This is a genomic window from Corallococcus terminator (assembly GCF_003611635.1).
Classification (GTDB): domain Bacteria; phylum Myxococcota; class Myxococcia; order Myxococcales; family Myxococcaceae; genus Corallococcus; species Corallococcus terminator.
The window spans coordinates 13,990-40,214 of the sequence record NZ_RAVZ01000040.1 but is presented as its reverse complement, the minus strand read 5'-3'; the positions used below and the strand labels follow the sequence as shown (position 1 = coordinate 40,214).

Here is a 26,225-nt window from a genome sequence, read left to right as displayed (position 1 = left end):
GGCAGGGGCAGCGGGTGCCAGGTGGGCGAGGGGTTGGACTGACACACGCCGCCGTTGCACGTGCCGCAGTCGGTGGCCACGGCGTAGGAGACGGTGTTGGCGGGGCTGTCACAGCCGGGCTGCGCGCTGTCGCTCTTGCGGAAGCGCACGCGGGAAAGGACGCAGCCTTCGTCCTCCGGGGATGACACCCACGCCGGGCTCAGCGAGCGCGAGCGCACGCGCCCGGGGTCCGCCTCCGCCTGCAACTGGAAGACGACGTCGTTGAAGTCCCGGTCGCCGCCGCCATTGAAGTCCTCGAAGGCGAGCAGCCACCGGCCCGGCGCGAGGACGGGCGAGTGGAGCAGCACATGCGGCATGTTGCCATTGCCGGAGAGCGGCACCTCCGCGGCGTCCTTGAAGAGGAGGGTGTTGCCGTAGTCGGGAGTGGCGAGGGTTTCGAGGGCACTTTCGTACAGCCAGCCGCACAGCTTCCGCTGGCCAGAGGCCAGGAGGCACCCATATCGATAGGCCAGTTCCTGGGTGCACAGGTCGTTGGAACCGCACCCGACGTTGAAGGCCACGCCGGCTGGGTGTCCCACGGGGTCCTGGTCCAGGTTCCACTTCGCCTTGGAGAAGAAGACGGAGACGGGCGCCTCCAGGTGCAGGGTGCACCGTCCATCGGGCGCCTTGCGCAGACACGGTAGGACCAGGCTGGTGCCCGGGGCGTGCTGCGCCTCCAGGTTGACGACGAGGAAGAAGACCAGCTCCCGGCCGCCCTGGATGCGCCCCAGGTCCACCGTGCGGTCCGCCGGGGTGATGCCCGGGTCCGGATTGATGTCCCGAAGGACGCCGCGCGCGTCGTAGGCGGAGACGTCGTAGTCGGGGATGCCGTTCGGGTATCGGGAGTCCACGTCAGGCACGGCGCCCAGTTGGCGCGGGGTGGTCCTGTCCTCGTCATCGTCGGTGAGGAGGAACGGGAGGTGGCCCAGGCCCCGGTTCCCATTCAGGGCATGGGCCGGCTCCAGCAGGTTGGGGATGCGCGCGAAGAGCCCGTTGTCGGAGAAACCCAGGCCGGGAGGCGGGGACGTCGTGGCATCGCGCCCGATGACGTCGACCGTCTGCGAGGGATGCGCTCCCGGACGGGCATCCAGGAGTGATTGTGAGGCGAAGCTGGGGGTGCAACCCGCATTGAGCGCCAGTTCGGGCTGGCTGTAGGTGAGGCCCTGGGAATTGAAGGTCTGGAAACAGCGGCGATTGACGCCGATGTACGGGCGGGCCCGGGAGCCACTGGGGGGCGCAAGGTTGTAGAGGTCCTCGTGCAGGTCCGCGATGCCATTGGCATTGAAGTCCATCAGGTTGCCCCAGGGGTCGACGTAGCCGCGTTGCAAAAGCTCGTCGACGTACAGGTACCCGAGTGCATGGCTCGCGAGCGAGTCCTTGTGGACGAACGCCACGCTCAGCCGCAGGTCCTTCGGGAACACGATGTGCTCCGCGTCGAGCGAGCCCCACGGAGGCAGGGACACGGAGCCCTGCTGGAGTGCCACGTTCTCGAACTGCTCGAAGCCCTCGGCCGTGAAGGCAGGCTGGTGGTTGGCCTCCAGGTGCTGGACGAAGCTGAAGTCGAACGCCGTCGTGGTGGACAGCCCCAGGCCGTTGGTCACCGTCGCTGTCACCGGGGGGCTTCCATTGGCAAGACACAACGGCGCGGTCCAGGACAGGCGGCTGGTGTTCGCATTGCCCAGCGGCGTGCTCAGCGTGCCCGCGCTCGCGCTCCAGGAGAAGGTGAGCGGACTGCCCTGCGGATCCACGGCCTGGAGGCCCAACCGCGAGCTGCCGCCCGCTTCCAACTGCCGAACCGTCTGCGTGACGGTGGTGATGCGGGGAGGCTCGGCGGCGTGGGCCGGCGGCGCTGCGATGACAAGCAAGACACTCCCGGCCACCCGGGCCAGGAGTCGGAAGGACTGTGGATGCATGGAAGACCCCCTCGTTCGACGGCTGCGAAGAGGGGGTCTATCACCTGTCGCCGGGGGGGCTGGAGAGCCGCTGGGTCAGGGCGTGACGGGCACGGTCTCGTACCCGATGTCCACGTTGTGGATGGTGGGCTGGCAGGTGCTGCTCTGCCCGCCATTCAAGGTTGCCTTCCAGCAGAGCTGGTTCCCGGGTGTGCTGGAGACATCCAGGATGCGGTACGGGGGACCCTGGAACGTCACCGGATGCCAGGTGGGCGTGGGGCTGCCGCAGTCGGTGGAGATCGCATAGGAGATGGAGGACGTGGCATCACAGGTGGCCGCATCCCGCGTGTCCTGCTTCTCGAAGTACACGCGGGAGATGGCGCATCCCGCGTCCGCGGGGCTCAGCACGCGCGAGCGCACGAGGCCGGACGGATCGGACCGGATGAGGAAGACGACGTCGTTGAAGTCGCGGTCCCCTCCGCCATTGAGGTCCTCGAAGGCCAACAGCCATTCGCCGGGCCAGGTGCCTGTCGCGCCCACCATGACGTGGGGCATGTTCATGCTCAGGCTGGGGGATTGGGGCGCGACGATGGCCGTCCTCGGGAGGTTGATGTTCCCGTAGTGGGGCGTGTTGAGCCGGACCTGGGCATCGTAATCCAGCCACCCGCACAGGGACTGCGTGGTGCCGACCACGGTGCAGGCGTCCGTGGAGGGGGCCGCCGGATTGCACCGGTCGCTGTAGGCACAGCCGGCGTTCCGGGCCGCCGCCGGCGCCTGGCCCACGGGGTCCTGGTCCAGGTTCCACTTCGCCTTGGAGAAGAAGACGGAGATGGGGGTCTTCAGGTGCAGCGTGCACTGGCCCGTGGCCGACTTGCGCAGACACGGGAAGACGGTGCCGTTGTCCATGGAGTGGGGCAGGCCGTAGGCGGCGACCAGGAAGAAGACCAGCTCCCGGCCGCCCTGGACGACTCCCAGGTCCACCGTCCGGTCATAGCCGCTGATGCCAGGGTTCGGATTGACGGACCGCGGAAGGCCGTGGGCGTCGTAGGCGGAGACGTCGTAGTCGGGAATGCCGTCGCTGGCGGTGGACCCATCCCCCACCGCGCCGAGCTGCTGATACGTGCTCACGTCGCTGTCGTCTTCGGCGAGGAGGAACGGGATGTGGCCCAGGCCCCGGTTCCCATTCAGGGCGTGCCTCGGCTCCAGCAGGTTGGGGATGCGCGCGAAGAGCCCGCTGTCCGAATAGCCGGTGCCGGGCGTCCCGGGCGGGAAGCTTCCCACGACATCGACGTTCACGTTCGGGTGGGAACCAGGACGGGCATCCGCCAGGAGTTGGCCCGCGGAGAAGGCCGTGGCGCAGGAGCTGTTGCTCGCCAGTTCGGGCTGGCTGTAGGTGAAGCCTCCCGAAGTGAAGGTCCGGGTGCAGCGGCGGTTGACGCCGATGTACGGACGGGCCTGGGTGCCGGTAGGCGGCGCCAGGTTGTAGAGGTCCTCGTGCAGGTCAGCGATGCCGTTGGCGTTGTTGTCCGTCAGGTTGCCCTGGGAGTCCACGAAGCCGGCCGCCCTGAGGTCGTCGACGTAGAGATACCCGAACCCATGGCTCCCACCCGCGCTCTCGTACACGAACGACACCGTCAGCCGCTGATCCGACGGCAGCACGAGCAGCTCCGGGGACTCCGGCATCCAGGCCGGGTTGGCGCGCAGCGTCTGCTGGGGGGTGAGCGTCACATTCTGGCGTTCGGTGAAACCCGAGGCCGTGAACTCCGGCTGGCGATCGAGGTACAGGTCCTGGGCCACGCTGAACTCGAAGGCCGCCGAGGTGGACAGGCCCAGGCCATTGCTCACCGTCGCGACGACGGGCGCGCTGCCGTCCGCCAGACACGCGGGCGCGGTCCAGCTCCGGCTGCTCGAATTCGCGCCGTTCACGGGCGCGCCCAGCGTGCCCGCGCTGGCGCTCCAGGAGAAGGTGAGCGGACTGCCCTGCGGATCCACCGCCTGGACTCCCAGTTGCGCGGTGTCGCCCGCGTTCAGGGCTTCCGCGGACTGCGTGATGCCAGTGAGCTGGGGGGGAAGGCGGACTGCCTTGGTGCCTTGGAGGGCCGCGGGTTCGGAGGGACCGGCGGCGACGGCCACCGTGGACATGACGGACAAGGCGGTTCCGGCCACGAGGGCCAGCCGCCGGGGGGAGGGGGAATGCAAGGACAGACTCCTCTGACTTGGACGGACCGGCGAAGGCCGGTCGCGGCCCGCCGGGGCATGGGGACCCGGCGGGCCCGCAGGAGACGCAGGAGGACTGTCTGTATTCAGTCAGGGCGATGATTTGCCCGCGCGGGACGTCAGGTCAATGCCTTGCGCAGGCGCTTGGGAATGGCCTCCGCGTGCCAGCGCTGCACCTCGCGGGCGATTTCGGCGGAGCGTTCCGCGCGCTCGTCCCGGGCTTGGGGCAGCAGCTTGCGCGCGGCCTTGCGCTGTCCGGGTGGGGCCTCCGCGGCGGCGCGTTCGAACAGCTCCAGACGCACGTCCGCGTCGTGCAGTTCGCCCAGCCCATCCTGCAGGGGCACCAGCACCTCCAGCAGCGCGCCCACGGTGCGGCGGAAGGCCGGCTGGTAGATCTCCAATTCGTAGCGCAGCTTCTTCAAATCCTTGCGCAGGGCGTGCGCGGACGCGGCGTCGGGAGCGTCCGCGTAGCGCTCCAGGCGCTTCTCCACGCGGCGCAGGCGCTGGCGCAGGTGGCCGCGCACGCGCTTACCGGCGAAGCGGTGGTCATCCTCCAGCGAGTCCAGCTTCTTGAGCAGGCGCGGCACGGTGCGCTCCGACCAGCGCTCCAGCTCCGCGCGCAGCGTCTTCTCCTTCGCCTTCAGGCCGGACAGGTGCGTCTTGCGCAGGCCGACCAGGGCCTTCGTCGTGTCCTTCTTCCCCTTCGCGGCGGCGCCCAGCCACGCGTCCTGGACGTGCAGGTCGCGCACGCCGCCCAGGGCGTCCTGGAGGCGCTTCACGTCCGCCTCCAGGCGGGTGAGCTTGCCGGTGGCGTGGAACACCTGGAGCGCGGCGCGCAGGCGGCGGGTGGCCACGCGCATGTCGTGCACGCCGTCCTCGTCCAGCTCCCCGTCGAGCTGGGCTTCGGGGTGGCGCGCGTCCGCGAGCCGGCCGGCGAGGATGCGGCGGGCGGCGTCGCCCAGCGCGGTGTCGGGGCCGAGGCCCCGGATGGGAGTGGGAGGGGGCATGGCGGTCAGTCCTCCTTCTGGGCGTATTGGACGACCATGCGCTCGGCGGCCTCCGGGCCTTCCCAGCCGAGGACATGCGCGTCCTTGTCCGCGAAGTGCACCACCGCGAGGAAGAAGTGCTCCAGCTCCTCCAGCTCGCGCCGGGACAGGTCCTGGTAGGAATTCATCCCCTCCGCCCGGGGGGCGTTCACAGGGACGACGAGCACGCGGTCATTGCGTTCGCGCGCGCCCGTCTGGCTGTCCTTCTTCTTCTGGTCCACCAGGAGCACGCCCAGCGGCCGGCACGGCAGCACGACGCCGGGCCACGTGGGCACATCCCAGTACACCAGCGCGTCCAGCGGGTCGCCGTCCGGGCCCTGCGTGCTGGGGATGAAGCCCCAGTCGAACGGGTAGCGGAACCCGCGCGTCAGCGGCCGCGACAGGGTGAAGGCCTGGAGTTTCGTGTCGTATTTGAGCTTCACCGTCGAACCGCGGGGCGACTCGACGACGACGTTCAACGCATCCTGGAAGCCGCGCAAGGGCAGGCGGGTGAAGTCGGTGGCCATGAACCTTCAAGGCTGGTGTCGCCTGTCCGCCCACGGCAAGTGCTCCACCGGAAAGGATTTCACTCGCCAACCTTGGATGGCGCGCGAGCCCCTACCCGACAGGTCTTCCCAGAGGCCGCGAGGGTTCGCTCCGGGCCATCAGCCTCCGCGTCGCGCGCGCGGCGGCCAGTCCGCCCAGCGTGTACCAGGCGACGGTGAGCAGCGAGGTGGACGGCCGGGCCTGGGATGGTGCCCTGCCCAGACCCAGCCAGGGGGGCAGCACCACCGCGCCCAGGCCGGCGAGCAGTCCCAGCACCGCGCCGCGAAGGTAGGGCCGCTTGGGACGCCCCAGGGCGACGAGCGAGAAGAAGAGCCCGTTGGACACCAGGTCCGCCGCCAGCGTCTGGCGATGCAACTGGCGGTCCCTCGCGGGCTCGCCGCCGAAGAAGCGGATGCCCTTCTTGAGGGAGCGCATGCCCAGCACGTCCATGCGCGGCGGATGCTTCAGGACACGGCGGGCACTCTCGTGCACCAGCGTCAGCGCGGTGGCGCCGAAGAGCCCTGGACCGAGGGCGCGGAACACGATGCGGGGCGGAACAGGAGGTTCGATCATGTCCTCCAAGCTAGGCACCCCGTTCCCTGGATTCCCGCCAGGAGGTGCCCGCCTGCCTGCTGGGCGGACGGTGACAGCGCGCGTCAGGAACTACAGCTCACCACGAGGTGCCGGCCCCACGTCGGTGGAGAGGCCGCGTAGGCCTCCGAACCCGGGTGTTCTTCGAAGGGCGCGGACACCAGGGCGAGCACCCGGTCCACCTCCGCGAAGTCGCCTTCCTGGGCCCGGGCGATGGCCTGCTGCGCCACCCAGTTGCGCAGGACGTACTTCGGGTTGACGCGGTCCATGCGCGCGTGGCGCACGGTGTCCACGCTGCCCTCGGCGTCGAGCCGTGCCCGGTAGCGCGCGGCCCACGCGTCGAAGCCCTCGGGCGGGAGGAAGTGGTCGCGGAGGGCGTCGTTGCGCACGTCAGGCTTTGAATCGAACCGGTTCAGCGCGCGGAAGAAGCGCGTGTAGTCCACGTGAGAACCCGCCATCAGGCCGAACAGGTCCTCCACGAGCGCGCGGTCGTCGTCGCGGGTTTCGGACAGGCCCAGCTTCTCGCGCATGCGCGCGAGGAAGTGCGCGGCGAACGCGGGCTGGAAGGCGCCCAGGGCGGCGCGGGCCTCGTCCTCGGTGATGAGCGTCAGCAGTGCTTCACCCAGACAGGCCAGGTTCCACAGCGCGACGCGCGGCTGCTGGTCGAACGCATAGCGGCCCTGGTGGTCGGAGTGGTTGCAGACGAAGCCGGGGTCGAAGTCGTCCAGGAAGCCATAGGGCCCGTAGTCCAGCGTGAGCCCCAGGATGGACATATTGTCGGTGTTCATCACGCCGTGCTCGAAGCCCACCGCCTGCCATCCGGCGATGAGTCTGGCGGTGCGCTCCACCACCTCCTCGAAGAAGCGCGCGTGGCGCCGCTCCTGTCCCATGATGTGTGGGAAGTGGCCGGCGATGACGTGCTCCGCGAGCGTGGCCACGTGCGCGGGCTGTTCGGTGTGGTGGAAGAACTCGAAGGTGCCGAAGCGCACGTGCGAGGGCGCCATCCGCACCAGCATCGCCCCGGTCTCCACGTCCTCGCGGTACACCGGCGTGCGACTGCCCAGCATGCACAGCGCCCGGGTGGTGGGGATGCCCAGGGCGTGCAGGGCCTCTCCGGCCAGGTACTCGCGCACGGTGGAGCGCAGCACCGCGCGTCCGTCACCGCCGCGTGAGAAGGGCGTGGGCCCGCCGCCCTTCAGGTGCAGGTCCCACTTCGCGCCGTCCGGGGCTCGCACCTCGCCCAGGAGCAGCGCGCGGCCGTCTCCCAGGCGGGGCACGTACACGCCGAACTGGTGCCCTGCGTACACCATGGCCAGCGGCTCCATGCCGGGCAGCAACTGGCCCCCGCCGAACACCCGCGCGAACTCCGGGCGCGTCGCCGCTTCCGCGTCCAACCCCAAGAGGCGCAGCGCGGCCGGGTTCACGCTCACCACGTGCGCGTCCGGGAAGGGCGCGGGGGCCACCCGGGCGGCGAACCCGGGCGGCAGGCGGGCGTAGGTGTTGTCGAAGACGAGCTGTTCGAGCGGGGCCATGGCCTGGGGGACAACCCCTGTCAGGGGACCTGCATGCCCCGCTGCACGGCGGGACGGCTGCCCACGCGGTGCAGCCACTGGAGGATGTTGGGCGTGTCCTGGAAGAGGTCGCCGAACTTGGGGTTCCCGTGCACGGCCTTCACCCACGGATACGTGGCGATGTCCGCGATGGAGTAATGGGCCGCCAGGTAGTCGCGCGAGGCCAGGTGCTTTTCCAGGACCCCCAGGATGCGCTTGGACTCCGCGCGGAAGCGGTCGATGGCGTAGGGCACCTTCGTGGGGGCGTAGACCTCGAAGTGGTTGAGTTGGCCGAGCATGGGCCCCACGCCGCCCATCTGGAACATCAGCCACTGCGTCACTTCCGCCTTGCCACGCGGATCCGTGGGCATCAGCGTGCCCGTCTTCTCCGCCAGGTACAGCAGGATGGCGCCGGATTCGAAGATGGCCAGCGGCGTGCCGCCCGGCGCCGCGTGGTCCACGATGGCCGGAATCTTGTTGTTGGGATTGATGGCCAGGAACTCGGGCTTGAACTGGTCGCCCTTGGTGATGTCCACCACGTGGGTCTTGTAGGGGATGCCCAGCTCCTCCAACGCGATGGAGATCTTGCGGCCGTTGGGGGTCTTGAACGTGTACAGGTCGATCATGCCTTCACTCCCGTGAGCTCTTCGCTCACCTGCCAGAGCCGCTCCGCGAGCGCCTCGTCCCGGGCGGCGGACGACGGCTTCGCCTTGCGGCATTTGATGAAATACTCCCCGCTGACGCCCGCGACCTCGGGGGAGGCCGCCAGGTACACCGACGTCCTCGCGCCCTTCTCGGAGGAGATCATGAAGGGCGCGCCCAGCTTCACGAGGTGGCGGAAGATGCCCTGGCTGTTGTGCCCGAAGCCCGTGCGCACCGCGCCCGGGTGCAGCGCGTTCGCCGTCACCTGCGTGCCCGCGAGGCGCTTCGCCAGCCCCTTGGTGAACAGGATGTTGCTGAGCTTGGCGTTGCCGTAGACGCGGAGGGGGCGGTAGGGCTGGTTCGCCGTCTGCGGGTCGTCCAGGAAGTCGGTGTTCGCGAAGGCGTGCCCAAACGACGACACGTTGATGATGCGCGCGGGGCCACTGGCCACCAGCAGGTCGCGCAAGAGGTGCGTGAGGAGGAAGTGCGACAGGTGGTTCGTCGCGAACGTGGCCTCGTAACCATCCACCGTCACCTCGCGACGGTCGATGATGAGGCCCGCGTTGTTGACGAGGATGTCCAGGCGTTGATGCCGCTCGCGGAACGCCTGGGCCAGGGCGCGCACGGACGCAAGCGACGACAGGTCCGCGAGCAGCGACTCCACGCGCGCCTGGGGCGCGGCTTCACGCACGGCGGCGATGGTGGCGGCGGTGCGGGCCGCGTCCCTGCCGGACAGCACCAGCGTAGCCCCCAGTCGCGCCAGGGCCTTCGCCGTCTCCTGGCCGATGCCGCCGGTGGCCCCCGTGATGAGGCACACCTTGCCGTCCAACCGGTCGTTCTGAGCCTGAGCCGCCATGCGCCGCGCCCTCCTGGAATCCAGAGGACGCGTTCTATACGGACCCGGACTTCCCCGCGCAGGGGAACAGCGCGGGAGTCCGCCGGGTTGCGGAAAAACTCAGGTGGTGGCCTGGCTGATGTCCTCGGCGGTGCGGCCCCGGCGGTTGCCGCCGCCCCGGGGCGGAACGGTGGTGCCCACGCGGGCGTCGCCGTTGAGGTGGCTCTCCAGGAACCAGAGGTCCTCCTCGGTCTCGCCCAGGGTCTGGGTGAGGATGTCCGCGGTGACCGGGTCATTCACCTCATCCGACTTGGTGATGCCGTCGCGGAGGCTGGAGGCGTAGCGACCCACGCGCTCCACTAGCGCGCGGATGTGGGCCTCGCCGTCCACGGCCTGGAGGTCGTATTCGGGCAACTGGCTGTTGTTGCTGGCCAGGCGGATGGTGCCCTGGGCGTAGCCGCCCAGCGCGCCCGCACGTTCGGCGTAGGAGTCCGCGTGCTTGCGCGCGTGCTTGGCCACCTCGTCGAAGAGCAGGTGCCGGCTGTAGAAGTGCGTGCCGCGGATGTTCCAGTGCGCCTGCTTGACCTGCCAATGCAGGTCGACGGCGTTGGCGAGCAGCGTGTTGAGCATGTCGATGAGCTCTTCGCGCGCGTTCTGGGGAAGGTTCACGTGGCTGGTGGAGTACATGGTCCGCATCCCTCGGAAGGTGGTTGTGCGCGGCAGGGCGTCGCGGCGCTTCCGGTAGGGTGGGGATGGCCATGGCCTCGTGCCACGGCACGGCACGCGGCGCCTGGCTGTCCGGCCGGCTCGTAGGGCAGGCGGCCGGACGGTCCGCGCGGCTCACGCCGCGTCGGGGGCGGTCAGGCGGGCGGCGATCTCGGTGGCGGCGCGTTCGCCGGACTCCACCGCGCCATCGATGTAGCCACAGCCCTCGATGGCCGTCTCGGTGCCGGCCCAGTGCACCCGGCCGAACGGCGCGCGCAGGGCCTCTCCGATGGCGGTGAGTGTGCCGGGGCGGGGCAGGCCCACATAGCAGCCGGTGCTGAACGCCTCCGCCTTCCAGTTCAGCTCCGCCACGGCGACGGGCGTCAGGGCCTGGGGCCCGAAGAAGCGCGCGAAGCCCTCCAGCGCGGCCCGGTGGATGTCGCCCGCGGGACGGCCGGTCCACGCGCGCGCGGTGTCGCCCAGGAAGAAGCCCACCAGGGCGGGGTGGTGCCCTCCGGGGCCACAGTCGTCGAAGCACAGCCGCACCGGGCCCACGTCGCTGACGGCCTCGCCGGACAGGCCCGCTTCGCGCCAGAAGGGATGGGCGTAGGTGGCCACGACCTTGATGACGCTGCCCATGGGCAGGTCCGCGTGCACGCGGCGGCGGCCGGCGGGCAGGTCCGCGCCGAAGTCGATGCGTTCGGCGAGCGCGGGCGGCGTGGCCACCACGGCGTAGCGCGCGCGAACGGTGCGGCCGTCGGTGGTGGTGGCGGTGACGCCGCGCGCGTCCTGGAGGACCGCGCGCACGGGGGCGGAGAGGACGACGCGGTCCGGGGGCAGCGCTTCGGCCAGTCGGAGTGAGAGGGATTGCGCGCCGTCCACGAAGCGCTCGGCCTGGGCGCCGTTCTCGATTTCGGTGAGCGGCATGAGGCCGCCGTTGGAGTGCACGTAGGAGAGGAAGTGCAGGAACGACACCTCCGACGGCTCGGCGGCGAACACCGCGCGGGTGGCGATGTCCAGCGCGGCGCGAGCGCCCCACGTGGGCACGTGGCGCTGCTTCCAGTCCTCCACGGTGAGGGCGTCCCACTCCGCGGCGCGGGGCGCGGCGGCGGGCTTCTCCCGGGGGACCTTCTTCGCCAGGCCATCCAGCTTCCACACCGTGCGTTGCAAATCCAGCAGCGACAGGAGGGGCAGGGACGGGACCTTGCCCTTGTAGGTGCGCAATCCGCCGCGCACCTCCAGCACCTTGGTGCCCTGGTGGTGCTGGGCAAAACGCTTGAGGCCCAGGCTGTCCGCGAGCCGCAGGACATGGCGCTGGCGGGGGCCCACCCACTGGCCGCCCAGGTCCACGGCGCCGCCGCCCACGTCGCGGGTGAGGGTGCGCCCGCCCACGCGGTCGCGCGCTTCGAGCACGGCCACGGAGGCGCCCGTGCGGGCGATGTCCCGGGCCGCGGTGAGCCCCGCGACGCCCGCGCCGATGACGACCACGTCCACGCTGGTGTCCATAGGGCCGGGCACTCTATGACGGAAGCCGCGCGTGGCCAGGGTGCGCGTGCCGGTGTGTCAGTTGGGAAGGACGGAGGTCCGGATGTTCGCGTTGGAGATGGTGGAGAAGGTGCGGCAGGTATCGCCGGGCGCGGCGAACGCGCTGACGACGTTGGCGGTGAAGAACATCGTCCCGCTGGCGGCGGCCATGGGCTACCGCGTGGAGGAGGTGACGGACGCGCGCGTGAAGGCGACCGTGCCGCTCAACCGCAAGACGAAGAACCACGTGGGCAGCGTGTACCTGGGCGCCCAGGTGACGGTGATGGAATTGACGATGGGCGTGATGCTCTTCCGCCGCTTCCCGCCCAGCCAGTACAAGATGCTCGTCAACCGCATGGAGGTGTCCTTCCACGCCAAGGCGAAGAGCGCGGTGAGCGCGGTGTGTGAACCCTCCGAGGAGCTGCTCGCGGGCCTCGCGTCCTCGCTGCAATCCACGGGCGACAAGGCGGAGGCGTGGATCCCCGTGCAGCTTCTGGGCACCGACGGACAGCGCGTCGCGGAGGCGCGCTTCCTGGCGGTGTTCAAGCGCGGTTAGCGCTGGGGTTCTTCCTCCATCAGGAAGTCGCCAATGGTCTTCCACAGGGCCTCGAACTGGGGCCTGCGGAAGCCTGAACCGGAGATGAGCCAGTCCACGTGCGGGGGCTGGTGCGCCGGCTGGTCGAAGTGGCCAATGGCATCCAGGTGGTCCGCTCTCACCGCCGTCAGCACGCGCCCGTACACCTGCGAGCGCGTGGGCACGATGCCGTCGCACGCGGTGGGGCCGGGCATCGCGCCGTAGGCCTGCACCAGCGCCGCCGTCTGCGCGGGCGTGTGCAGGGGAAGCTGCGTGAGCGGCATGCGCTGCGTCTGGCTGTACACGAACGCGTAGATGGTGTGCGTGAGCTGCGCGTACGGGTCCAGGCCCGCGGCCAGCCGCGTGCGCAGGGACGGGGGCCGGGCCTGCGTCACCACGGAGCCGTAGCGCACGCCGGGGCGGTCATGGGTGCCGCCGTTGAACAGGTCGATGCCTTCGGGCGTGAGCTGCGGAATCAGCGACGTGTCGCGGCCCACGTCCCAGAGGAACTTCGTCACCGCGTCGCGCCGCTCGCTGGAGAAGTCGCCCAGGAGCTGGTCGAAGAGCTGATCCAACAGCGTCGCCTTCCACCCCAACTGGTCATCGGCGCGCGCCATCAGGTGCCCGAAGCGGAACACCACGCTCAAGGGCAGCCGTCCAAAGCGCAGCACGTACATGGTGAACAGCGACAACAGCTTCAGGAGCTGCTGGCCGAACAGCCCCAGGAAGAACGTGGCCAGCGGCGTGCCCGCGTGCGGGGCGGAGATTGTCACCACCGTGCGCACCCGGCGCGCGAAGGGCTCCAGCTCCAGGGCTTCCGACACCTGCGCGCCCGGGCTGACGAACAGGCGGGCGTCCAGTCCGCCGGTCGAGTGGCCCACGAGGTGGATGGGGCCGTCGTCGCCGGAGGCCGTCTCGTGCACGGCCTTGAGCAGATCCGCGGTGCGCTGACGGATGGAGGCGGTGGGGTGCGAGACGATGGTCACCACCTCCGCGTCCACCCCCCGGCGCGCCAGGTCCTTCTTCAGGACCTCGTACGCATGGCCGAAGTAGAGGAGCTCGCCCAGGTTGGTGAACCCGAAAAACCCGGGGACGAGGTAGACGTGGTGCTTCGCGGCCATTGGGCCCGAGCATACCCCGCCGCCCCCCACACCGGCTTGGAATACACGGCTGCCTGCCGGGTTGACGCGCGCCCGTCCGCATTGACAGAACCGGGCGCCCTTTTCTCGCTCTCCAAGGAAGCCTGACCATGCATCGCGGACTCCTCGCGTTCGGCCTGCTGTTGTCCCTCCCCGCCTCCGCGGAGGAGGGCATGTGGACCTACGACGCCTTTCCCGCCGCCCAGGTGAAGAAGACCTACGGCTTCGAACCCACGCAGGCCTGGCTGGACAAGGTGCGCCTGGGGTCGGTGCGGCTGGCGGGCGGCTGCTCCGCGAGCTTCGTGTCACCGGAGGGCCTGGTGATGACGAACCACCACTGCATCCGCGGCTGCATTGAGGACCTCACCACCGCGAAGGACGACCTGCTCGCGAAGGGCTTCCAGGCGAAGTCCGCGAAGGAGGAGCGGCGCTGTCCCAAGGTGGAGGCCAACCAGTTGGTGGAGATGACGGACGTCACCGAGCGGATGAACACGGCGACGAAGGGCCTCACCGGCGCGGCCTTCAACACCGCGCTCAAGAAGGAGACCGCGACGGTGGAGGGCGCGTGCGCCACCGGCACCGACGTGCGGTGCGACGTGGTGACGCTCTACAACGGGGGCAAGTACCAGCTCTACAAGTACCGCCGCTTCCAGGACGTGCGGCTCGTCTTCGCGCCGGAGTTCTCCATGGCCGCCTTCGGCGGTGACGCGGACAACTTCAACTTCCCGCGCTTCGGCTACGACGTGGCCTTCGTGCGCGTGTGGCAGGACGACGCGCCCGCGAAGAGCCCGGACTTCCTGCCGTGGGCGAAGGAGGGCGCGAAGGAGGGGGACCTCATCTTCGTCTCCGGCCACCCCGGCGGCACCGAGCGCAAGAGCACCGTGGCGGAGCTGGAGTTCCAGCGCGATGTGGCGCTGCCCCAGACGCTGCTGACGCTGGCGGAGATGCGCGGGATGCTGCGTGAGTTCACCAGCGGCTCACCGGACCGCTACCGGATGGCGCGCTCGCGCCTGCGCGGCGTGGAGAACGGCCTCAAGGCCCTGCGCGGCCGGCAGGAGGCGCTGGCGGATCCGGCGTTGCTCGCGCGCAAGCGTCAGGAAGAGGCGGAGCTGAAGAAGCGCATCGACGCGAACCCCCAGGCGAAGGCGCTCACCCAGGGCATGTGGGACGAGACGGGCAAGGCGCTGGAGGCGTGGCGCCGGATGATGAACGACTACCGGATGAAGGGGGCGGGGGACGCCTTCCGTTCGGAGCTGTTCGCCCACGCGCAGGCGCTGGTGCGCGCGGCGGATGAAAAGTCCAAGCCCAACCCGGAGCGCCTGCGCGAGTACACCGACGGCCAGCTCCCCGGCCTGCACCAGCAGCTCCTGCGCGACGCGCCCATTCCTTCGGAGCTGGAGACGCTGGGGATGACGTTCGGCTTCAACAAGCTGCGCGAGACGCTGGGCGCGGATGACGCGTTCGTGCGCGAGGTGCTGGGCAAGGAAGCCCCGGCGGACCTGGCGCGCTCGCTGGTGCGCGGCACGAAGCTGGGCGACGTGAAGGTGCGCAAGGCGCTGCTGGAGGGCGGCAAGGCGGCGGTGGACGCCTCCAAGGATCCGATGATTGTCCTGGCGCGCAAGGTGGATGCGCAGACGCGCGCGTCGCGCAAGCAGTACGAGGACACGGTGGAGGCGGTGCTCAAGCGCAACGGCGAGCGGCTCGCGAAGGCGTACCTCGCGGTGAACGGCACGTCGGGCGCGCCGGATGCCACCTTCACGCTGCGGCTCAACTACGGACAGGTGAAGGGCTGGGACGACAACGGCACCGCGGTGCCGGCGCTCACCACGTTCGGCGGCGCGTACGGGCGCGACACCGGCAAGGAGCCCTTCAAGCTGCCGGACCCGTGGATGAAGGCGAAGGGCAAGGTGCCCGACCAGATGCCGCTCGACATGGCGACGACCAACGACATCATCGGTGGCAACTCCGGCTCGCCGGTGGTGAACCGCGAGGGCGAGGTGGTGGGCCTCATCTTCGACGGCAACCTTCCGTCGCTGGGCGGCCGCTACGCCTACGTGCCGGAGTCCAACCGCGCGGTCGCGGTGCACGGCGACGGCATCCTCGCGGCGCTGGAGCACGTGTACGGCGCCACGCGCGTGGTCAACGAGCTGAAGCGCCCGGTCGCGCCGGCGGCCCCGGCGCGCTGAAGCGGAGGCGCTGGGGGCGGAGGGGGACTGCGGCAGGTCCTCCTCCGTCTTGGCGCGCTCGCGGGAACTCCATGAGCGACTGCCGTGCGGGTCGAAATGTGTTGATGATAGGCGCATGTCGTCGCCTCCGGCCCATCCCTCCCTGACCTCTCTCGTTCCCCCACCGGGCGATCTTCTTCGCACGCAGAGAAAAGCGGGCCGGTCCGCCGTGGTCGGTCTGATGCTCCTCTGGGGCGCCGCCTTCGTGATCCCCTTCGTGGCCTACCAGGAGGACGTGCAGGCGGCGGAGGGCGAACTGCTCGCTCACCTGTCGGACCGCGCGGGCCTCCAGGCCCAGGCACTTGGCGCACACCTCGGGCTGCTGCGCTCGGAGCTGCAACGGCTCGCGGAGCACCCGTCGCTCAGACCCGAGGATGGCGTCGCGGGACTGGAGGTAGCGCTCCTCGAGAATGCCTTCCGCCACACGTCTCTCTTCTCGGCGGGAGTCGCGCTGGTGTCCTCGAACGGCACGCGCATGTGGAGCGACCCGGTGGACATGCCGCTCGGACGCACACCGCTCGCCTCGCGCCTGTGGTTCCGGCGGATGGTGGAAGAGCGGGTCGCTTCGGTCGGACTGCTGGACGAGGAAGGCGGAGGGCTCGTCGCGGTCGCGGTCCCCATCGTGCGCGACGAGCGTGTCGTGGGCCTCCTCGTGGGCGAACTCGCCACGGCGAACGAGCTGCTACCGACGACCCCTCGCGGGACGAACGAGTCCATGATCGCCCTGCTAGGCGAGCGCGGTCGGCTCCTCCTGCCGGCAACGCCCCCGCCACTGCTGCGCCAGCCGGAGCTCGCCTCGCGCCTTCGCCCGCTGGTGGACGCTCCCGGGGCCGTAACGCTCGGAGGCACGCGGCTGCTCGGCGCAGCGGCGCTCGTTCCCGGAGCCGGCATGCTGCTCGCCGTGCTCGAGGACGAGGCGCGGGACCGGGAGATGCTCAAGCGCCGCTACCTCGGCCAGCTTGGCTTTCACACCGCGCTGTTCGGCGGCGTGCTCCTGCTCTTCACGGTGCTCCTGCGTCGCTCCTACCGTTCGCTGGTGGCAGCCGAGGAACAATTGCGGCGCCAGGAGACGATGGCGGCGCTCGGTACGGCCTCCTCGCTCATCGCCCACGAGGTGAAGAACGCGCTCAACAGCATGCAGGCCGCGCTCAGCATGATTCGCGCGAAGGGAGGGGAGACGACATTGCCCGTCCAGGCGCTGCGTTCCCAGGCGGACCGGCTCGGCCACCTTGCCCGCTCATTGCTGAGCTTCGCTTCCCCCCAGTCCACGCAGCGGCGCAGTTGTGAGATGCACCTGCTCGTCCAGGACGCGCTTCAAGCCGTGAGGCTCCTGCCGGAAGCAGCGGATGTCGCCATCGAGACCACGCTGCAGGAGGGGCTCTTCGTGAAGGGGGACCCGACGCTGCTGGTCTCCGCGGTCGACAACCTCATGCGCAACGCCGTCGAAGCCGGCGCCGTGGCCCATGATATAGGCCAGCAGCCCACTCCTCGCGTCGAGGTCCGGCTCCTTCGCGAAGGCGGAGAGGTGGTGCTCGTCGTGGAGGACAACGCCGGAGGAGTGCCCCCGGCCTTCGAGCCGCGGCTCTGGGAGCCATTCGCGGTGGGTCGGTCGAAGGGGATCGGACTCGGGCTTCCGATGGTGCGCACGGCCATCCGTGCGCATGATGGAGGAAGTGTTTCCTACACTCGCGTGCCCGGAGGCAGCCGCTTCACGGTCCGCCTTCCGCTCGAGAAGATGGCGTCATGAGCACCTCCCTGCTGCTCGTCGATGACGACAGGACCTTCTCCTCGCTCGCGGCATCCATGCTGAGCCAGGAAGGTTTCCGCGTCCGGGTTGCCCGCTCGCTGCATGAGACCCGCGCCGCGCTCGCCGCCGAGGCGCCTGACCTCGTCGTGCTGGATCGAAGGCTGCCGGACGGAGATGGGCTCGTCTTCCTGCCCGAGCTGCGTGCCCAGCTTCCGGCGACCGTCGTGCTGATGGTGACCGCGCACGGCGATATCGAGAGCGCTGTCGAAGCCATCCGGGCAGGGGCTCGCGACTACCTGAGCAAGCCGGTCGAGATTGACGACCTGGTGATGCGCGCACGCCGCGCGGCAAGCGACCTCCAGCTCCAGGAACGGCTGCGCCAGGCCGAGAGCGTCCTCGAAGGTCAGCATCGGATGGCGGAGCCTCGCTCGCCGGCGATGCAGCAAACCCTCGAGATGCTGGAGCGGATCGCCACCACTCCGCGCAGTCCCGTCCTGCTGCTGGGGGAGACCGGGACCGGGAAGGCGGTGCTCGCCCGCCATCTCCACGCCTTGCGCCAGAAGCAGGGGGCCTTCGTGCAGATCAACTGCGCCGCGCTTCCGGACACGATGATGGAGAGCGAGCTCTTCGGACACGAGCGCGGCGCTTTCACGGATGCGAAGACGGCAAGGCGCGGGCTCGTGGAACTCGCGAGCGACGGGCTCCTCTTTCTCGACGAGGTGGGTGAGCTGCCGTTCGCGCTCCAGGCCAAGCTGCTCACGTTTCTCGACAAGGGTGCCTTCCGACGACTCGGTGGCACGACGGAGCTCACGAGCACCGCCCGGATCGTGGCAGCCACCAACAAGGACCTCGAAGCGGAGGTCGCCGCCGGGCGCTTTCGCGAGGACCTCCTCTTCCGGCTCAGCGTGTTCCGGGTGGAGGTGCCTCCCTTGCGCGAGCGTCGCGAGGATGTGTTGCCGCTCGCACGGACGCTCGTGCTGGAGCTCTGCTCGGAGCTGGGTCGACGCCCGGTCCCATTCTCTCCCGCCGCGGAGGAGCGCCTGCTGAGCTATCCCTTCCCCGGCAATGTCCGGGAGCTGCGCAACGTGCTCGAGCGAGCGCTCGTGCTCGAAGGCGGGCCCGCGCTCGAGCTGCAGTCGCTCGCCAAGGGAGGCGGCGCGCCGGCCTCGGTCGACCCCAACGCCTTCTCCGTGTCAGGCCCACCTCGGCCGCTCGATGAAGTGGAGCGACTCTATGTCCGGCACGTGCTCGAGCAGCTCGGAGGCAGGCGCATGGAGGCGGCCCGCGTCCTGGGCCTGTCCTATCCGACATTTCTCCGCCGCCTGGAGGAGAACCCACCCTCGGAGTGAAGGACTTAAAAAGTCTTTCATCGCCTGAGTCGCGGGCTTCAAGTTTCTTTCATCCCCCCGGTTCTGTCGCGCCACGCCCCCGGCGGTAAGGGCCCGGAACGGGCTGGCACAACGCTTGCGTAGTCCCGCCTGTCACGTCGATCCCTTGTGCGGGTCGGCAGATGACAGGGGAGCGCAAGCAATGACTTCGGGTGGAAAAGCTGCAGAGGCGAGGCCCTCGTTGAAGGAGATCCTCGCCTCGGATTTGCCGGCTTCGCTGGTGGTGTTCCTGGTGGCCCTGCCCCTCTGTATGGGCATCGCGCTCGCCTCCGGAGCGCCCATCATGGCGGGACTCATCGCCGGCGTCGTGGGAGGCGTGGTGGTGGGCCTGATGGGCGGCGTGCCGCTTCTCGTGAGCGGCCCCGCGGCGGGCCTCGCGGTGATGGTCTTTGGCTTCATCCAGGAGCTGGGCTTCGCCGTGACGTGCGCGGCGATCGCCGTGGCGGGGCTCGTGCAAGTGGCGCTCGGCGTGCTGAAGGTGGCGCGTTCGGCGCTCGCCATCTCGCCGGCCGTGATCCACGGAATGCTCGCGGGTATCGGCATTCTCATCGTGCTGGGTCAGGTCCACATCGTTCTGGGTGGCTCTCCGCAGAGCAATGCCTGGAACAACCTGCGGGAGCTGCCCGGGCAGATTGCCGACCTTCATGGACCGGCCACGCTGCTGGGCCTGCTCACGCTGGGAATCCTCATCGCGTGGCAGTTCCTGCCGAACGGGCGGCTGAAGAAGGTCCCGGGGCCGCTGGTGGCGGTCGTGGGCGGATCCGCGGTCGCGGCGGTGTTGAACGCGAACGTGGCACGGGTGCAGTTGGCCGCGGATGCGCTGTCGGCCATCAAGCTGCCTTCCCTTCCGGAAGGGGCCGCGTGGGGTGCCTTCTTCGTGGCCGTGCTGTCGCTCGCCCTCGTGGCGAGTGCCGAATCGCTCTTGAGCGCGGTGGCGACCGACAAGCTCCACACGGGCGCGCGGGCGAACCTCGATCGCGAGCTGCTCGCGCAGGGCGTGGCGAACACCCTCTCCGGTCTGGTCGGCGGTCTGCCCATCACCGGCGTCATCGTGCGCAGCGCGGCGAACATCAACGCCGGCGCGAAGACGCGCTGGTCGGCGGTGCTTCACGCGGTGTGGATGCTCGCGTTCATCACCCTGTTGGGGAGCCTCGCGGCCTTCGTGCCCCTGACGGTGCTCGCCGGCCTGCTCGTGCACGTGGGCCTGAAGCTCGTGAACCTCGCCCACATCCGGGAGCTCCGGCACCGGGGCGAGCTGCCGGTCTACCTCATCACCGTGGCCGGTGTCGTGGGCATCAACCTGCTCGCGGGCATCGGTCTGGGGCTCGGCGCGGCCATCCTCCGGCTCCTGTGGCAGCTCGGCCAGGTGCGCGTGGAGAGCCACGCCACCAATGGTGTTCACCAGGTCTGCATCAGCGGAGCGCTGACGTTCGTCGGCGTGCCGAAGCTGTCGGCGGCGCTCGCGAAGGTTCCCTCGGGCTCCAAGGTGGAGGTGGACGTGGCGGTGAACATGCTCGACCACTCCGGCTTCGAGGCGCTGGAGAGCTGGGCTGACACGCATCGCAAGACGGGCGGCACCGTGACCATGGAGCCGCTCGAGGACGTCTGGAGTCGGCGGGGCGCGCGTGCGGCCCTCGCTGCCGGGCCTGCTGCTGTTCTACCCCCTTCATCCTCGGCTCATCACGTTTCGTCTCTCGCTCCCGGAGGTGCTCAGTGAAGAAGCTCATTAGAGGTCTGCTCGATTTCCAGCGTCATACCCTGCCCTCGTACCGGGCGACCTTCGCGAGGCTCGCGAAGGGGCAAACCCCTGACTGTCTCTTCATCAGTTGCTCGGACAGCCGCGTGGTGCCCAATCTGCTCGTCTCCACGGACCCCGGTGACCTCTTCACCGTGCGCAACGTGGGCAACCTCGTTCCGACGGCCGTGCTCAACGGACAGCCCACGGCGGACCGCTCGGAAGCGGCGGCGATCGAATTCTCCCTGGGCTTCCTGCCCATCGAGGACGTCGTTGTCTGCGGACACTCGAGCTGCGGCGCGATGAAGGCGATCTTGGCCGGAGGCGTCGTGAACGGCTCACCGAACCTGGAGAAGTGGCTCGCGCACGGAACGCCCTCGCTCAAGGCGTTGAAGGAGAACACCCAGGTGGGCGTGGGGCTGCCCGATGCGGATCGCCTCTCCCAGTTGAACGTCCTCGAGCAGCTCGAGCACCTGAAGACCTACCCCATCGTGCAAGAGCGGCTCGCGGCGGGGACGCTGCGGCTGCACGGCTGGTGGTTCGACATCGGGGCGGCACAGGTTCACGCCTACCGCTCTGACCTCGGCCGCTTCGTTCCCATCGACGAGACCGAGGGTGATCGGCTCCTGACGGAGCTGAGCGACGCAACGGAAGAGCAGTCGGGTCTCCGCGCCGTCCAGTAAGGCGGCATCGAGCTTCAGCGATCCTGCGTCCAGCGCGGATCGCTGAAGCCCTGCTTCAGCCGTGGGAGGCGTGCGCTCCGCTGCTGCTGGGAACAGCTCGCTTCCCCGCCAGATGGAAGAGCGCCATGCCGGCCATCATGGATGCAACGGCCTTTCTGAAGCGTCCTGCCACGCCCTCTGCCCCGGCACGTTGAAGCGGGCGCGCTGGGGGCGGTAGGGGGACGGCAGCAGGTCCTCATCCTGCAGCACCTCCCTCAGGAGGGCGATGCGGCGGTATTGCTTGAAGCGGTGCAGGAACAGGCAGACCCACTGCGGCGGTGGCGCCCAGGTGCCCCAGTTCCTGGCGTGGGGGCCCCCCGCGCCGGGCTCCAGCGAATCCAGGAAGGGCATCACGTCGTCCATGCCGAGCAGCGGCCGGTGCGGCGGCAGCGTGGCGCGCTGGCGGTCGCGGGACGCCCGGAGGTCGCGCGCGGTGGTCGCGTCGTAGCGCGCTCGCAGGAACTCGTTGAAGGTGGCGTGTCCGTAGGGCTTCAGCAGCAGGGCGCGCAGCAATTGGGCCTGCTCGCCCCGGTCCATCCAGTCGCCACCGGGTTTGCGCGCATACAACTGCCGGCGCCGCTCGCGCCGCGCGGCCTGGAGGGGATCCTCGAAGGCGGGGGCCTGCTCCAGGTGTTCGAGCGCGTGCTCGCCAATGATGCCCGGGGGAAGCAGGGCGCGCACGTGGTCCAGGCGCTCCTCGCGGGGCAGCTCCCGCGTGCGGGCGGTGGCCCAGCGGATGAAGGGGTTCACCTTGTCCCCTTCGCGCCGCGAGCACTTCACCTGACGGATTTCCGGCCCGCGCCAGGGCGCGCAGTCCGGCACGTCCGCGTCCAGGTCTCCGGCCCGCAGCCATGTGGCCAGCTCCCGACGGGACTCATGCCGGGCCGCGCGGTGCACGCTCGCGCGGGATTCACGGGCCTCCTTGCGGCCCGTGGAAGGCAGCAGTGAGCGCGCCATCTGCCGGACCTTCTCGTCTGCGTAGATCATGGCCCGGGGGCCCTCCGTGGCCGCGTGGGACGCGTCCGCGTGCCGGTTCCTGACTCGCACTGGACGTCTCCCACCGCGACGCGTCGGGTGCCAGACACCGGAGGCCCAGAACCCTCCGGGTGCTTGGTGCGCCGCGTCAGGAAGTCACTAGGTTGGGGGTGCGGACGTGGGGTCCGCCTCTGACTTCGCACGGTTGCGTTCCCCGGAACGTGTCCGTCCGGGTGGGTTCCCGGCCAGGTTGGGAGCCCGGGCCCGTCGTGCAGTAGCATCACGGTGTCTGCGCCGGGGGGAGGGAGGATGCACGATGGTGGTGGAGGCCCCGGAGCCCCGGAAGTTGTCGGCCATCATGTTCACGGACATGGAGGCCCCTGCTGGTCAACGCTGGCGGGATGAGTGTCTTCAGCAGGCCCTGCACGACGAGCATGGACAGCTCGTGCGGGACCTGCTGCCGCGCCACGGAGGGCGCGAGGTGAAGCGGATGGAGGAGGGCGGTTTCCTGCTGGAGTTCGGCGCGGGACTGTCCGCGGTGTCGTTCGCGCTGGAGTGGCGCTCCGCCGTGGATGCACGCAACCGCTGCGTGCCGGGCGAGCGGCGCATGTCCATCCGCGCGGGCGCGCACCTGGGCATGGTGGTGCACCGCGATGGCGACGTGTTCGGCGAAGGCGTCAACCTGGCGGCCCGCATCGAATCCCTGGCGCGTCCGGGCACCGTGTACGTCAGCGAGACGGTGGCGGCGCAGGTGGAGGGCCGCCTGAGGGCGCCCCCCGTGCGGCTGGGCCGCAATGAATTGAAGAACATCAAGCTGCCGGTGGCCGTGTTCCGCATCGACACGCCGGAAGAGCCCCGGAGCGAAGGCGCCCTCATGGCGCGCGTGCGTTCACTGCTGGGCCGTCGGCGGGTGCCCGCGGGCGGTTGAAGCTGACGGACGGGCGCGCGGCGGTATGGTGCCGCGCCATGTCCGAACTCACCCTGGTTGTTGGTTCCAAGAACTTCTCCTCGTGGTCGCTGCGCCCCTACCTGGCCCTGGCCCACACCGGCCAGCCGTTCCGCGAGGTGCTCGTTCCGCTGGACACGCCGGAGACCGCGGCGCTCATCGCGATGCACTCGCCCAGCGGGCGCGTGCCGGTGCTCAAGCACGGCGACACCGTGGTGTGGGATTCGCTGTCCATCTGCGAGTACCTGGCGGAGAGCTTCCCCGCCGCGAAGCTGTGGCCCGAAGCCAGCCCCGTGCGGGCCATGGCGCGCTCGGTGACGACGGAGATGCACTCCGGCTTCCAGGCCCTGCGCACCCATCTGCCCATGGACCTCACCGCGCGCAAGACGGTGCCGGGGCTGGACGCGCCGGGCGTGCACGCGGACATCGCCCGCATCCAGGCCCTCCTGTCCGGCTGCCGCGAACGCCACGGCAAGGCAGGCCCGTTCCTCTTCGGTGACTTCAGCATTGCGGACGCGTTCTACGCGCCGGTCATCACCCGCTTCGTCACCTACGGCGTGCCGTTCCGCCCGGAGCTCACTTCGTGGCGCGACGCCGTGCTCGGCCTGCCCGCGATGATCAAATGGACCGAGGCCGCCCAGGGCGAGCCGCAGCTCGCCCGCTACCGGTAGCGGCTTCAGAGTCCCAGGGACTTCAACTGCGCGTCGAACGCGGGCGCGTCCGTGAAGACGTGCCCGCGGATGCCCAGGGCCCGGGCCGCGTCGACGAACTCGGGCAGGTCGTCGAAGAAGGCGGCTTCGTCCGGCGCGCAGCCCGCCTTGTCCAGCGCCAGCCGGTAGATGGCCGGCTCCGGCTTCACCGCGCCCACCTCGCAGCTCAGCACCAGGGCGTCGAAGCGCTGGAGCAGCGGCAGCAGCGGCTTCAGATACGCGACGTGCAGCGCGTTGGTGTTGGACAGCAGCACCAGCTTCACCCGGCCGACGAGTCCCTCCACGCGCGGCAGCACCGCGTGGTGCACCGTGAAGTGGCTGCTCCACAGGGGCGCGAACTCCTCCATGGGCAGCTCCACGCCCAGCGCGCCGCACACGTCCTGGCGGATGCCCTCCGCGTCCAGCAGGCCCCGGTTCGCCGCCGTCCAGCCCGCGCCGGTGAGCCGCCGCGCTGCTTCGGTGGGCTCCAGGCCCGCCCGCGCCGCGAGCCGCGCGAAGAGCAGGGCGTTGTCGTGGAACACCAGCACGTTGCCCAGGTCCAGCAGCACGGCCTTCACGGCGGGGACAGCGGCCACTTGGGATTCCTCCGGAAGGGGGGCGGGCCTAGATGCGGTACGCCCGGGCGACGCCTTCCATCCGCCCGGCCACTTCCTGCAGCCGCCGCGCGGCCCCGGTGGTGGACTTCAGGCTCGCCTGGGTCTCGGTCATCATGGAGGACAGGTCCGTCACCGCGCTGAAAATCTGCGCGATGCCCGCGTTCTGCTGGCTCACCGCGCCGGCGATCTGCCGCGCCGCCGCGGCGTTGTCCTGGACGATGGTGGCCAGCTCCTTGAGGTGCTCGCCGCTCGTGCGCACCTGATCCAGGCCCTCCGCGACGCTCGCGTGGCTCTGCTCGGTCATCTTCGCGGTGGAGATGATGGCGTGGCCCAGGTCCCCCAGGATGTCGCGCACCTTCTCCGTGGCCTGGATGGACTGGTCCGCCAGGTTGCGGATTTCGCGCGCCACCACGCTGAAGCCCTTGCCGTGTTCGCCGGAGCGCACCGCTTCGATGGCCGCGTTGAGCGCGAGCATGTTGGACTGGTCCGCCAGGTCCTTCACCGTCTGGGTGATGCCGCCAATCTGCTGCGTGCGCTCGTTGAGCTGCACGATGCGCATGGCCATCTCCCCGGACTGTTCGTGCAGGCCCTGGAAGCCGTCAAGGCTGTCGCGGATGGCGCCCTCGCCCGCGCGGCCCACCTCTTCGGCCCGTGCCGCCACGCCCAGCACCGTCTCCGCCTTCTCCGCGGCCAGCAGCGACGTCTGCTTGATTTCCTGCGCGGTGACCTGCGTCTCCTGGAGCGCGGCCGCCTGCCGGGCCACGTTGCGCTCCTGCACCTCGGAGGCGAGGTTGAGCTCCGCCACCGTCTCACTGAGCACGCGCGTGCCCTGGTGGAGGCTGGTGGCCGTCTCATGCAGGTTCTTCATCATCTGCACGAACGCCTCCGTCAGCTCGCCCACCTCGTCCTTGCCCGCCTGCCCCTCCAACACCTGCGTGAGGTCGCCTTCCTTCACGACGCGGCGGACCATCTCGCTCAGCGCGCGCAGCGGCCGGGTGATGCCGCGGGCCAGGGCCCAGGAGCCCACGCCCACCGCCGCCACGAAGAGGGCCGCCAGGCCCAGCACCAGCCGGCGCATCTGGTTGAGCGGCGCGTACGCTTCCGCGGGATCCACCTGCGCCAGCACCTGCCACCCGTCGCCCACGTCGCGCACGAGCGTGCCGTCCACCGCCGTCACCGCCACCCGGCCCGTGTCGTCGTGCTCGCCCTGGCGTGTGTCGAACAGCGTGATGCCGTTCGCGCTCTTCACCTCCATGGAGAAGCTGGGGTGCCCGCGCTGCTGGGCCCGGGCGAGCGCGGGCTTCACCAGCTCCCCCACCTGGCCCCAGTCGAACGCCGCCAGCAGCACGCCCAGGGGCCTTCCACCTTCGTCCGTCACCTGCACCGCCAGCGGCAGCACGTGCACGCTGAAGATGGGATCCTCCTCGTTCACGCCCTCCGCCGTGGTGCGGCCGGCCTGGGCCTCGCGAAACCACGCGGACGCGAGCACCTGGGCGTGGGTTCCGGCGTACGCGTCGCGCAGCGCGGGCGTGCTGGCGGAGAGGGCCATGCCTTCGTTGCTGAAGAGCACGATGCCGTTGAGCGTGAGATAGCGCCGCTGGAGCAGCGACAACATCACGTCGCTGGCGGAGGCATCCTTCGTGCGCAGCGCGGCGCGCAGCACCGGGTCTTCCGCCCAGCTTCGCGCGCTGGACTCGCGCTCCGCGAGGGTGGACTCGAGCAGGTCCTTGAACCCTTCGGCCTCCATGCGCAGCGACGAGTCGATCTGCGCCTCCGTCTGCCGGCGCATCAGCGAATCCTGCATCCCGGTGAGGGCCAGCAAGGGCACGCAGGACACCAGGGTCATGTACAGCAGCAGCCGCCCACGCAGCGTCAGGGATCGCAAGAAGAGAGGAGGCATGG

The 26,225-nt window shown here is 69.9% G+C and carries 22 protein-coding genes; 8 read left to right on the top strand and 14 right to left on the bottom strand.

Annotated elements, in window-relative coordinates; translation table 11 throughout:
* The 10 genes from D7V88_RS08765 to D7V88_RS08720 all read right to left on the bottom strand — a co-directional run.
* Nucleotides 1-1,952, bottom strand: a 1,952-nt coding sequence (locus tag D7V88_RS08765; protein ID WP_147448667.1) for a DUF4114 domain-containing protein, incomplete at its 3' end; no start/stop codon positions are given.
* Nucleotides 1,953-2,027: 75 nt separating this feature from the next.
* On the bottom strand, nucleotides 2,028-4,130 hold the full coding sequence (locus tag D7V88_RS08760; protein ID WP_244238060.1) for a DUF4114 domain-containing protein: 2,103 nt from the start codon (nucleotides 4,128-4,130) through the stop codon (nucleotides 2,028-2,030).
* Nucleotides 4,131-4,267: 137 nt separating this feature from the next.
* Nucleotides 4,268-5,155, bottom strand: coding sequence for a CHAD domain-containing protein (locus D7V88_RS08755; RefSeq protein WP_120540160.1), 888 nt, complete (start codon nucleotides 5,153-5,155; stop codon nucleotides 4,268-4,270).
* Between the two features lie 5 nt (nucleotides 5,156-5,160).
* The gene (locus D7V88_RS08750) at nucleotides 5,161-5,700 is read right to left on the bottom strand and encodes an inorganic diphosphatase (protein ID WP_120540159.1); all 540 of its coding nucleotides are present in this window, start codon (nucleotides 5,698-5,700) and stop codon (nucleotides 5,161-5,163) included.
* Nucleotides 5,701-5,791: 91 nt separating this feature from the next.
* The gene (locus D7V88_RS08745; protein ID WP_120540158.1) at nucleotides 5,792-6,292 is read right to left on the bottom strand and encodes a hypothetical protein; all 501 of its coding nucleotides are present in this window, start codon (nucleotides 6,290-6,292) and stop codon (nucleotides 5,792-5,794) included.
* An 83-nt stretch (nucleotides 6,293-6,375) separates the two neighbouring features.
* The gene (locus D7V88_RS08740) at nucleotides 6,376-7,842 is read right to left on the bottom strand and encodes a protein adenylyltransferase SelO (RefSeq protein ID WP_120540157.1); all 1,467 of its coding nucleotides are present in this window, start codon (nucleotides 7,840-7,842) and stop codon (nucleotides 6,376-6,378) included.
* Between the two features lie 20 nt (nucleotides 7,843-7,862).
* Nucleotides 7,863-8,486 carry a glutathione S-transferase N-terminal domain-containing protein gene (locus D7V88_RS08735; RefSeq protein WP_120540156.1) on the bottom strand — a complete coding sequence of 208 codons (624 nt, stop codon included), beginning with the start codon at nucleotides 8,484-8,486 and terminating at the stop codon, nucleotides 7,863-7,865.
* Nucleotides 8,483-9,358, bottom strand: coding sequence for an SDR family oxidoreductase (locus D7V88_RS08730; RefSeq protein ID WP_208726182.1), 876 nt, complete (start codon nucleotides 9,356-9,358; stop codon nucleotides 8,483-8,485). The genes D7V88_RS08735 and D7V88_RS08730 overlap by 4 nt, the downstream gene beginning before the upstream one ends.
* Before the next feature lie 99 nt (nucleotides 9,359-9,457).
* The gene (dps, locus tag D7V88_RS08725; protein WP_120540155.1) at nucleotides 9,458-10,024 is read right to left on the bottom strand and encodes a DNA starvation/stationary phase protection protein Dps; all 567 of its coding nucleotides are present in this window, start codon (nucleotides 10,022-10,024) and stop codon (nucleotides 9,458-9,460) included.
* A gap of 153 nt (nucleotides 10,025-10,177) precedes the next feature.
* Nucleotides 10,178-11,548, bottom strand: coding sequence for a flavin monoamine oxidase family protein (locus tag D7V88_RS08720; protein WP_120540154.1), 1,371 nt, complete (start codon nucleotides 11,546-11,548; stop codon nucleotides 10,178-10,180).
* Nucleotides 11,549-11,579: 31 nt separating this feature from the next.
* Here D7V88_RS08720 and D7V88_RS08715 point away from each other — a divergent pair, with 31 nt between their 5' ends.
* Nucleotides 11,580-12,122 (top strand): DUF4442 domain-containing protein, encoded by a 543-nt coding sequence (locus D7V88_RS08715; RefSeq protein WP_244238059.1) that lies wholly within the window; start codon nucleotides 11,580-11,582, stop codon nucleotides 12,120-12,122.
* On the opposite strand, the gene D7V88_RS08710 is transcribed toward D7V88_RS08715, so the two are convergent.
* Nucleotides 12,119-13,261 (bottom strand): esterase/lipase family protein, encoded by a 1,143-nt coding sequence (locus D7V88_RS08710; RefSeq protein ID WP_120540152.1) that lies wholly within the window; start codon nucleotides 13,259-13,261, stop codon nucleotides 12,119-12,121. The two genes, D7V88_RS08715 and D7V88_RS08710, sit on opposite strands and share 4 nt — an antisense overlap.
* Before the next feature lie 128 nt (nucleotides 13,262-13,389).
* Between D7V88_RS08710 and D7V88_RS08705 the strand changes: the two genes are divergently transcribed.
* The 5 genes from D7V88_RS08705 to D7V88_RS08685 all read left to right on the top strand — a co-directional run bounded on the left by D7V88_RS08705 (nucleotide 13,390) and on the right by D7V88_RS08685 (nucleotide 21,057).
* Nucleotides 13,390-15,465, top strand: a complete 2,076-nt coding sequence (locus tag D7V88_RS08705; protein WP_120540151.1) for a S46 family peptidase — start codon at nucleotides 13,390-13,392, stop codon at nucleotides 15,463-15,465.
* Between the two features lie 220 nt (nucleotides 15,466-15,685).
* On the top strand, nucleotides 15,686-17,251 hold the full coding sequence (locus D7V88_RS08700) for a sensor histidine kinase (RefSeq protein ID WP_341870665.1): 1,566 nt from the start codon (nucleotides 15,686-15,688) through the stop codon (nucleotides 17,249-17,251).
* Nucleotides 17,248-18,600, top strand: a complete 1,353-nt coding sequence (locus tag D7V88_RS08695) for a sigma-54-dependent transcriptional regulator (RefSeq protein WP_120540149.1) — start codon at nucleotides 17,248-17,250, stop codon at nucleotides 18,598-18,600. The genes D7V88_RS08700 and D7V88_RS08695 overlap by 4 nt, the downstream gene beginning before the upstream one ends.
* Before the next feature lie 181 nt (nucleotides 18,601-18,781).
* Nucleotides 18,782-20,356, top strand: a complete 1,575-nt coding sequence (locus tag D7V88_RS08690; RefSeq protein WP_120540148.1) for a SulP family inorganic anion transporter — start codon at nucleotides 18,782-18,784, stop codon at nucleotides 20,354-20,356.
* Nucleotides 20,353-21,057, top strand: a complete 705-nt coding sequence (locus D7V88_RS08685) for a carbonic anhydrase (RefSeq protein ID WP_120540147.1) — start codon at nucleotides 20,353-20,355, stop codon at nucleotides 21,055-21,057. Before D7V88_RS08690 ends, D7V88_RS08685 begins: the two co-directional genes overlap by 4 nt.
* A gap of 135 nt (nucleotides 21,058-21,192) precedes the next feature.
* Here the strand turns inward: D7V88_RS08685 and D7V88_RS08680 are convergent, their stop codons facing one another.
* Nucleotides 21,193-22,083, bottom strand: coding sequence for a hypothetical protein (locus D7V88_RS08680; protein WP_120540146.1), 891 nt, complete (start codon nucleotides 22,081-22,083; stop codon nucleotides 21,193-21,195).
* Between the two features lie 304 nt (nucleotides 22,084-22,387).
* Here D7V88_RS08680 and D7V88_RS08675 point away from each other — a divergent pair, with 304 nt between their 5' ends.
* Both D7V88_RS08675 and D7V88_RS08670 read left to right on the top strand, forming a co-directional pair.
* Nucleotides 22,388-22,999: an adenylate/guanylate cyclase domain-containing protein gene (locus D7V88_RS08675; RefSeq protein WP_120540145.1), complete on the top strand. Its 612-nt coding sequence runs from the start codon at nucleotides 22,388-22,390 to the stop codon at nucleotides 22,997-22,999.
* A gap of 38 nt (nucleotides 23,000-23,037) precedes the next feature.
* Nucleotides 23,038-23,688: a glutathione S-transferase family protein gene (locus D7V88_RS08670; protein WP_120540144.1), complete on the top strand. Its 651-nt coding sequence runs from the start codon at nucleotides 23,038-23,040 to the stop codon at nucleotides 23,686-23,688.
* A gap of 5 nt (nucleotides 23,689-23,693) precedes the next feature.
* On the opposite strand, the gene D7V88_RS08665 is transcribed toward D7V88_RS08670, so the two are convergent.
* Together D7V88_RS08665 and D7V88_RS08660 are read right to left on the bottom strand one after the other, a co-directional pair.
* A complete protein-coding gene (locus D7V88_RS08665; RefSeq protein ID WP_120540143.1) occupies nucleotides 23,694-24,302 on the bottom strand; it encodes an HAD family hydrolase in 609 nt (202 codons plus the stop codon).
* Nucleotides 24,303-24,330: 28 nt separating this feature from the next.
* Nucleotides 24,331-26,223 carry a methyl-accepting chemotaxis protein gene (locus D7V88_RS08660; protein ID WP_120540142.1) on the bottom strand — a complete coding sequence of 631 codons (1,893 nt, stop codon included), beginning with the start codon at nucleotides 26,221-26,223 and terminating at the stop codon, nucleotides 24,331-24,333.
* Nucleotides 26,224-26,225: the final 2 nt, after the last annotated feature.

Excerpts from the sequence above, each read along its gene's own strand:
- D7V88_RS08720 (WP_120540154.1), bottom strand. The coding sequence starts at position 11,548 with ATGGACACCAGCGTGGACGTGGTCGTCATCGGCGCGGGCGTCGCGGGG.
- D7V88_RS08750 (WP_120540159.1), bottom strand. The coding sequence starts at position 5,700 with ATGGCCACCGACTTCACCCGCCTGCCCTTGCGCGGCTTCCAGGATGCG.
- D7V88_RS08735 (WP_120540156.1), bottom strand. The coding sequence starts at position 8,486 with ATGATCGACCTGTACACGTTCAAGACCCCCAACGGCCGCAAGATCTCC.
- D7V88_RS08705 (WP_120540151.1), top strand. The coding sequence starts at position 13,390 with ATGCATCGCGGACTCCTCGCGTTCGGCCTGCTGTTGTCCCTCCCCGCC.
- dps (WP_120540155.1), bottom strand. The coding sequence starts at position 10,024 with ATGTACTCCACCAGCCACGTGAACCTTCCCCAGAACGCGCGCGAAGAG.
- D7V88_RS08730 (WP_208726182.1), bottom strand. The coding sequence starts at position 9,358 with ATGGCGGCTCAGGCTCAGAACGACCGGTTGGACGGCAAGGTGTGCCTC.
- D7V88_RS08745 (WP_120540158.1), bottom strand. The coding sequence starts at position 6,292 with ATGATCGAACCTCCTGTTCCGCCCCGCATCGTGTTCCGCGCCCTCGGT.
- D7V88_RS08670 (WP_120540144.1), top strand. The coding sequence starts at position 23,038 with ATGTCCGAACTCACCCTGGTTGTTGGTTCCAAGAACTTCTCCTCGTGG.
- D7V88_RS08740 (WP_120540157.1), bottom strand. The coding sequence starts at position 7,842 with ATGGCCCCGCTCGAACAGCTCGTCTTCGACAACACCTACGCCCGCCTG.
- D7V88_RS08690 (WP_120540148.1), top strand. The coding sequence starts at position 18,782 with ATGACTTCGGGTGGAAAAGCTGCAGAGGCGAGGCCCTCGTTGAAGGAG.
- D7V88_RS08680 (WP_120540146.1), bottom strand. The coding sequence starts at position 22,083 with ATGATCTACGCAGACGAGAAGGTCCGGCAGATGGCGCGCTCACTGCTG.
- D7V88_RS08675 (WP_120540145.1), top strand. The coding sequence starts at position 22,388 with ATGGTGGTGGAGGCCCCGGAGCCCCGGAAGTTGTCGGCCATCATGTTC.
- D7V88_RS08710 (WP_120540152.1), bottom strand. The coding sequence starts at position 13,261 with ATGGCCGCGAAGCACCACGTCTACCTCGTCCCCGGGTTTTTCGGGTTC.
- D7V88_RS08700 (WP_341870665.1), top strand. The coding sequence starts at position 15,686 with ATGCTCCTCTGGGGCGCCGCCTTCGTGATCCCCTTCGTGGCCTACCAG.
- D7V88_RS08695 (WP_120540149.1), top strand. The coding sequence starts at position 17,248 with ATGAGCACCTCCCTGCTGCTCGTCGATGACGACAGGACCTTCTCCTCG.
- D7V88_RS08755 (WP_120540160.1), bottom strand. The coding sequence starts at position 5,155 with ATGCCCCCTCCCACTCCCATCCGGGGCCTCGGCCCCGACACCGCGCTG.
- D7V88_RS08660 (WP_120540142.1), bottom strand. The coding sequence starts at position 26,223 with ATGCCTCCTCTCTTCTTGCGATCCCTGACGCTGCGTGGGCGGCTGCTG.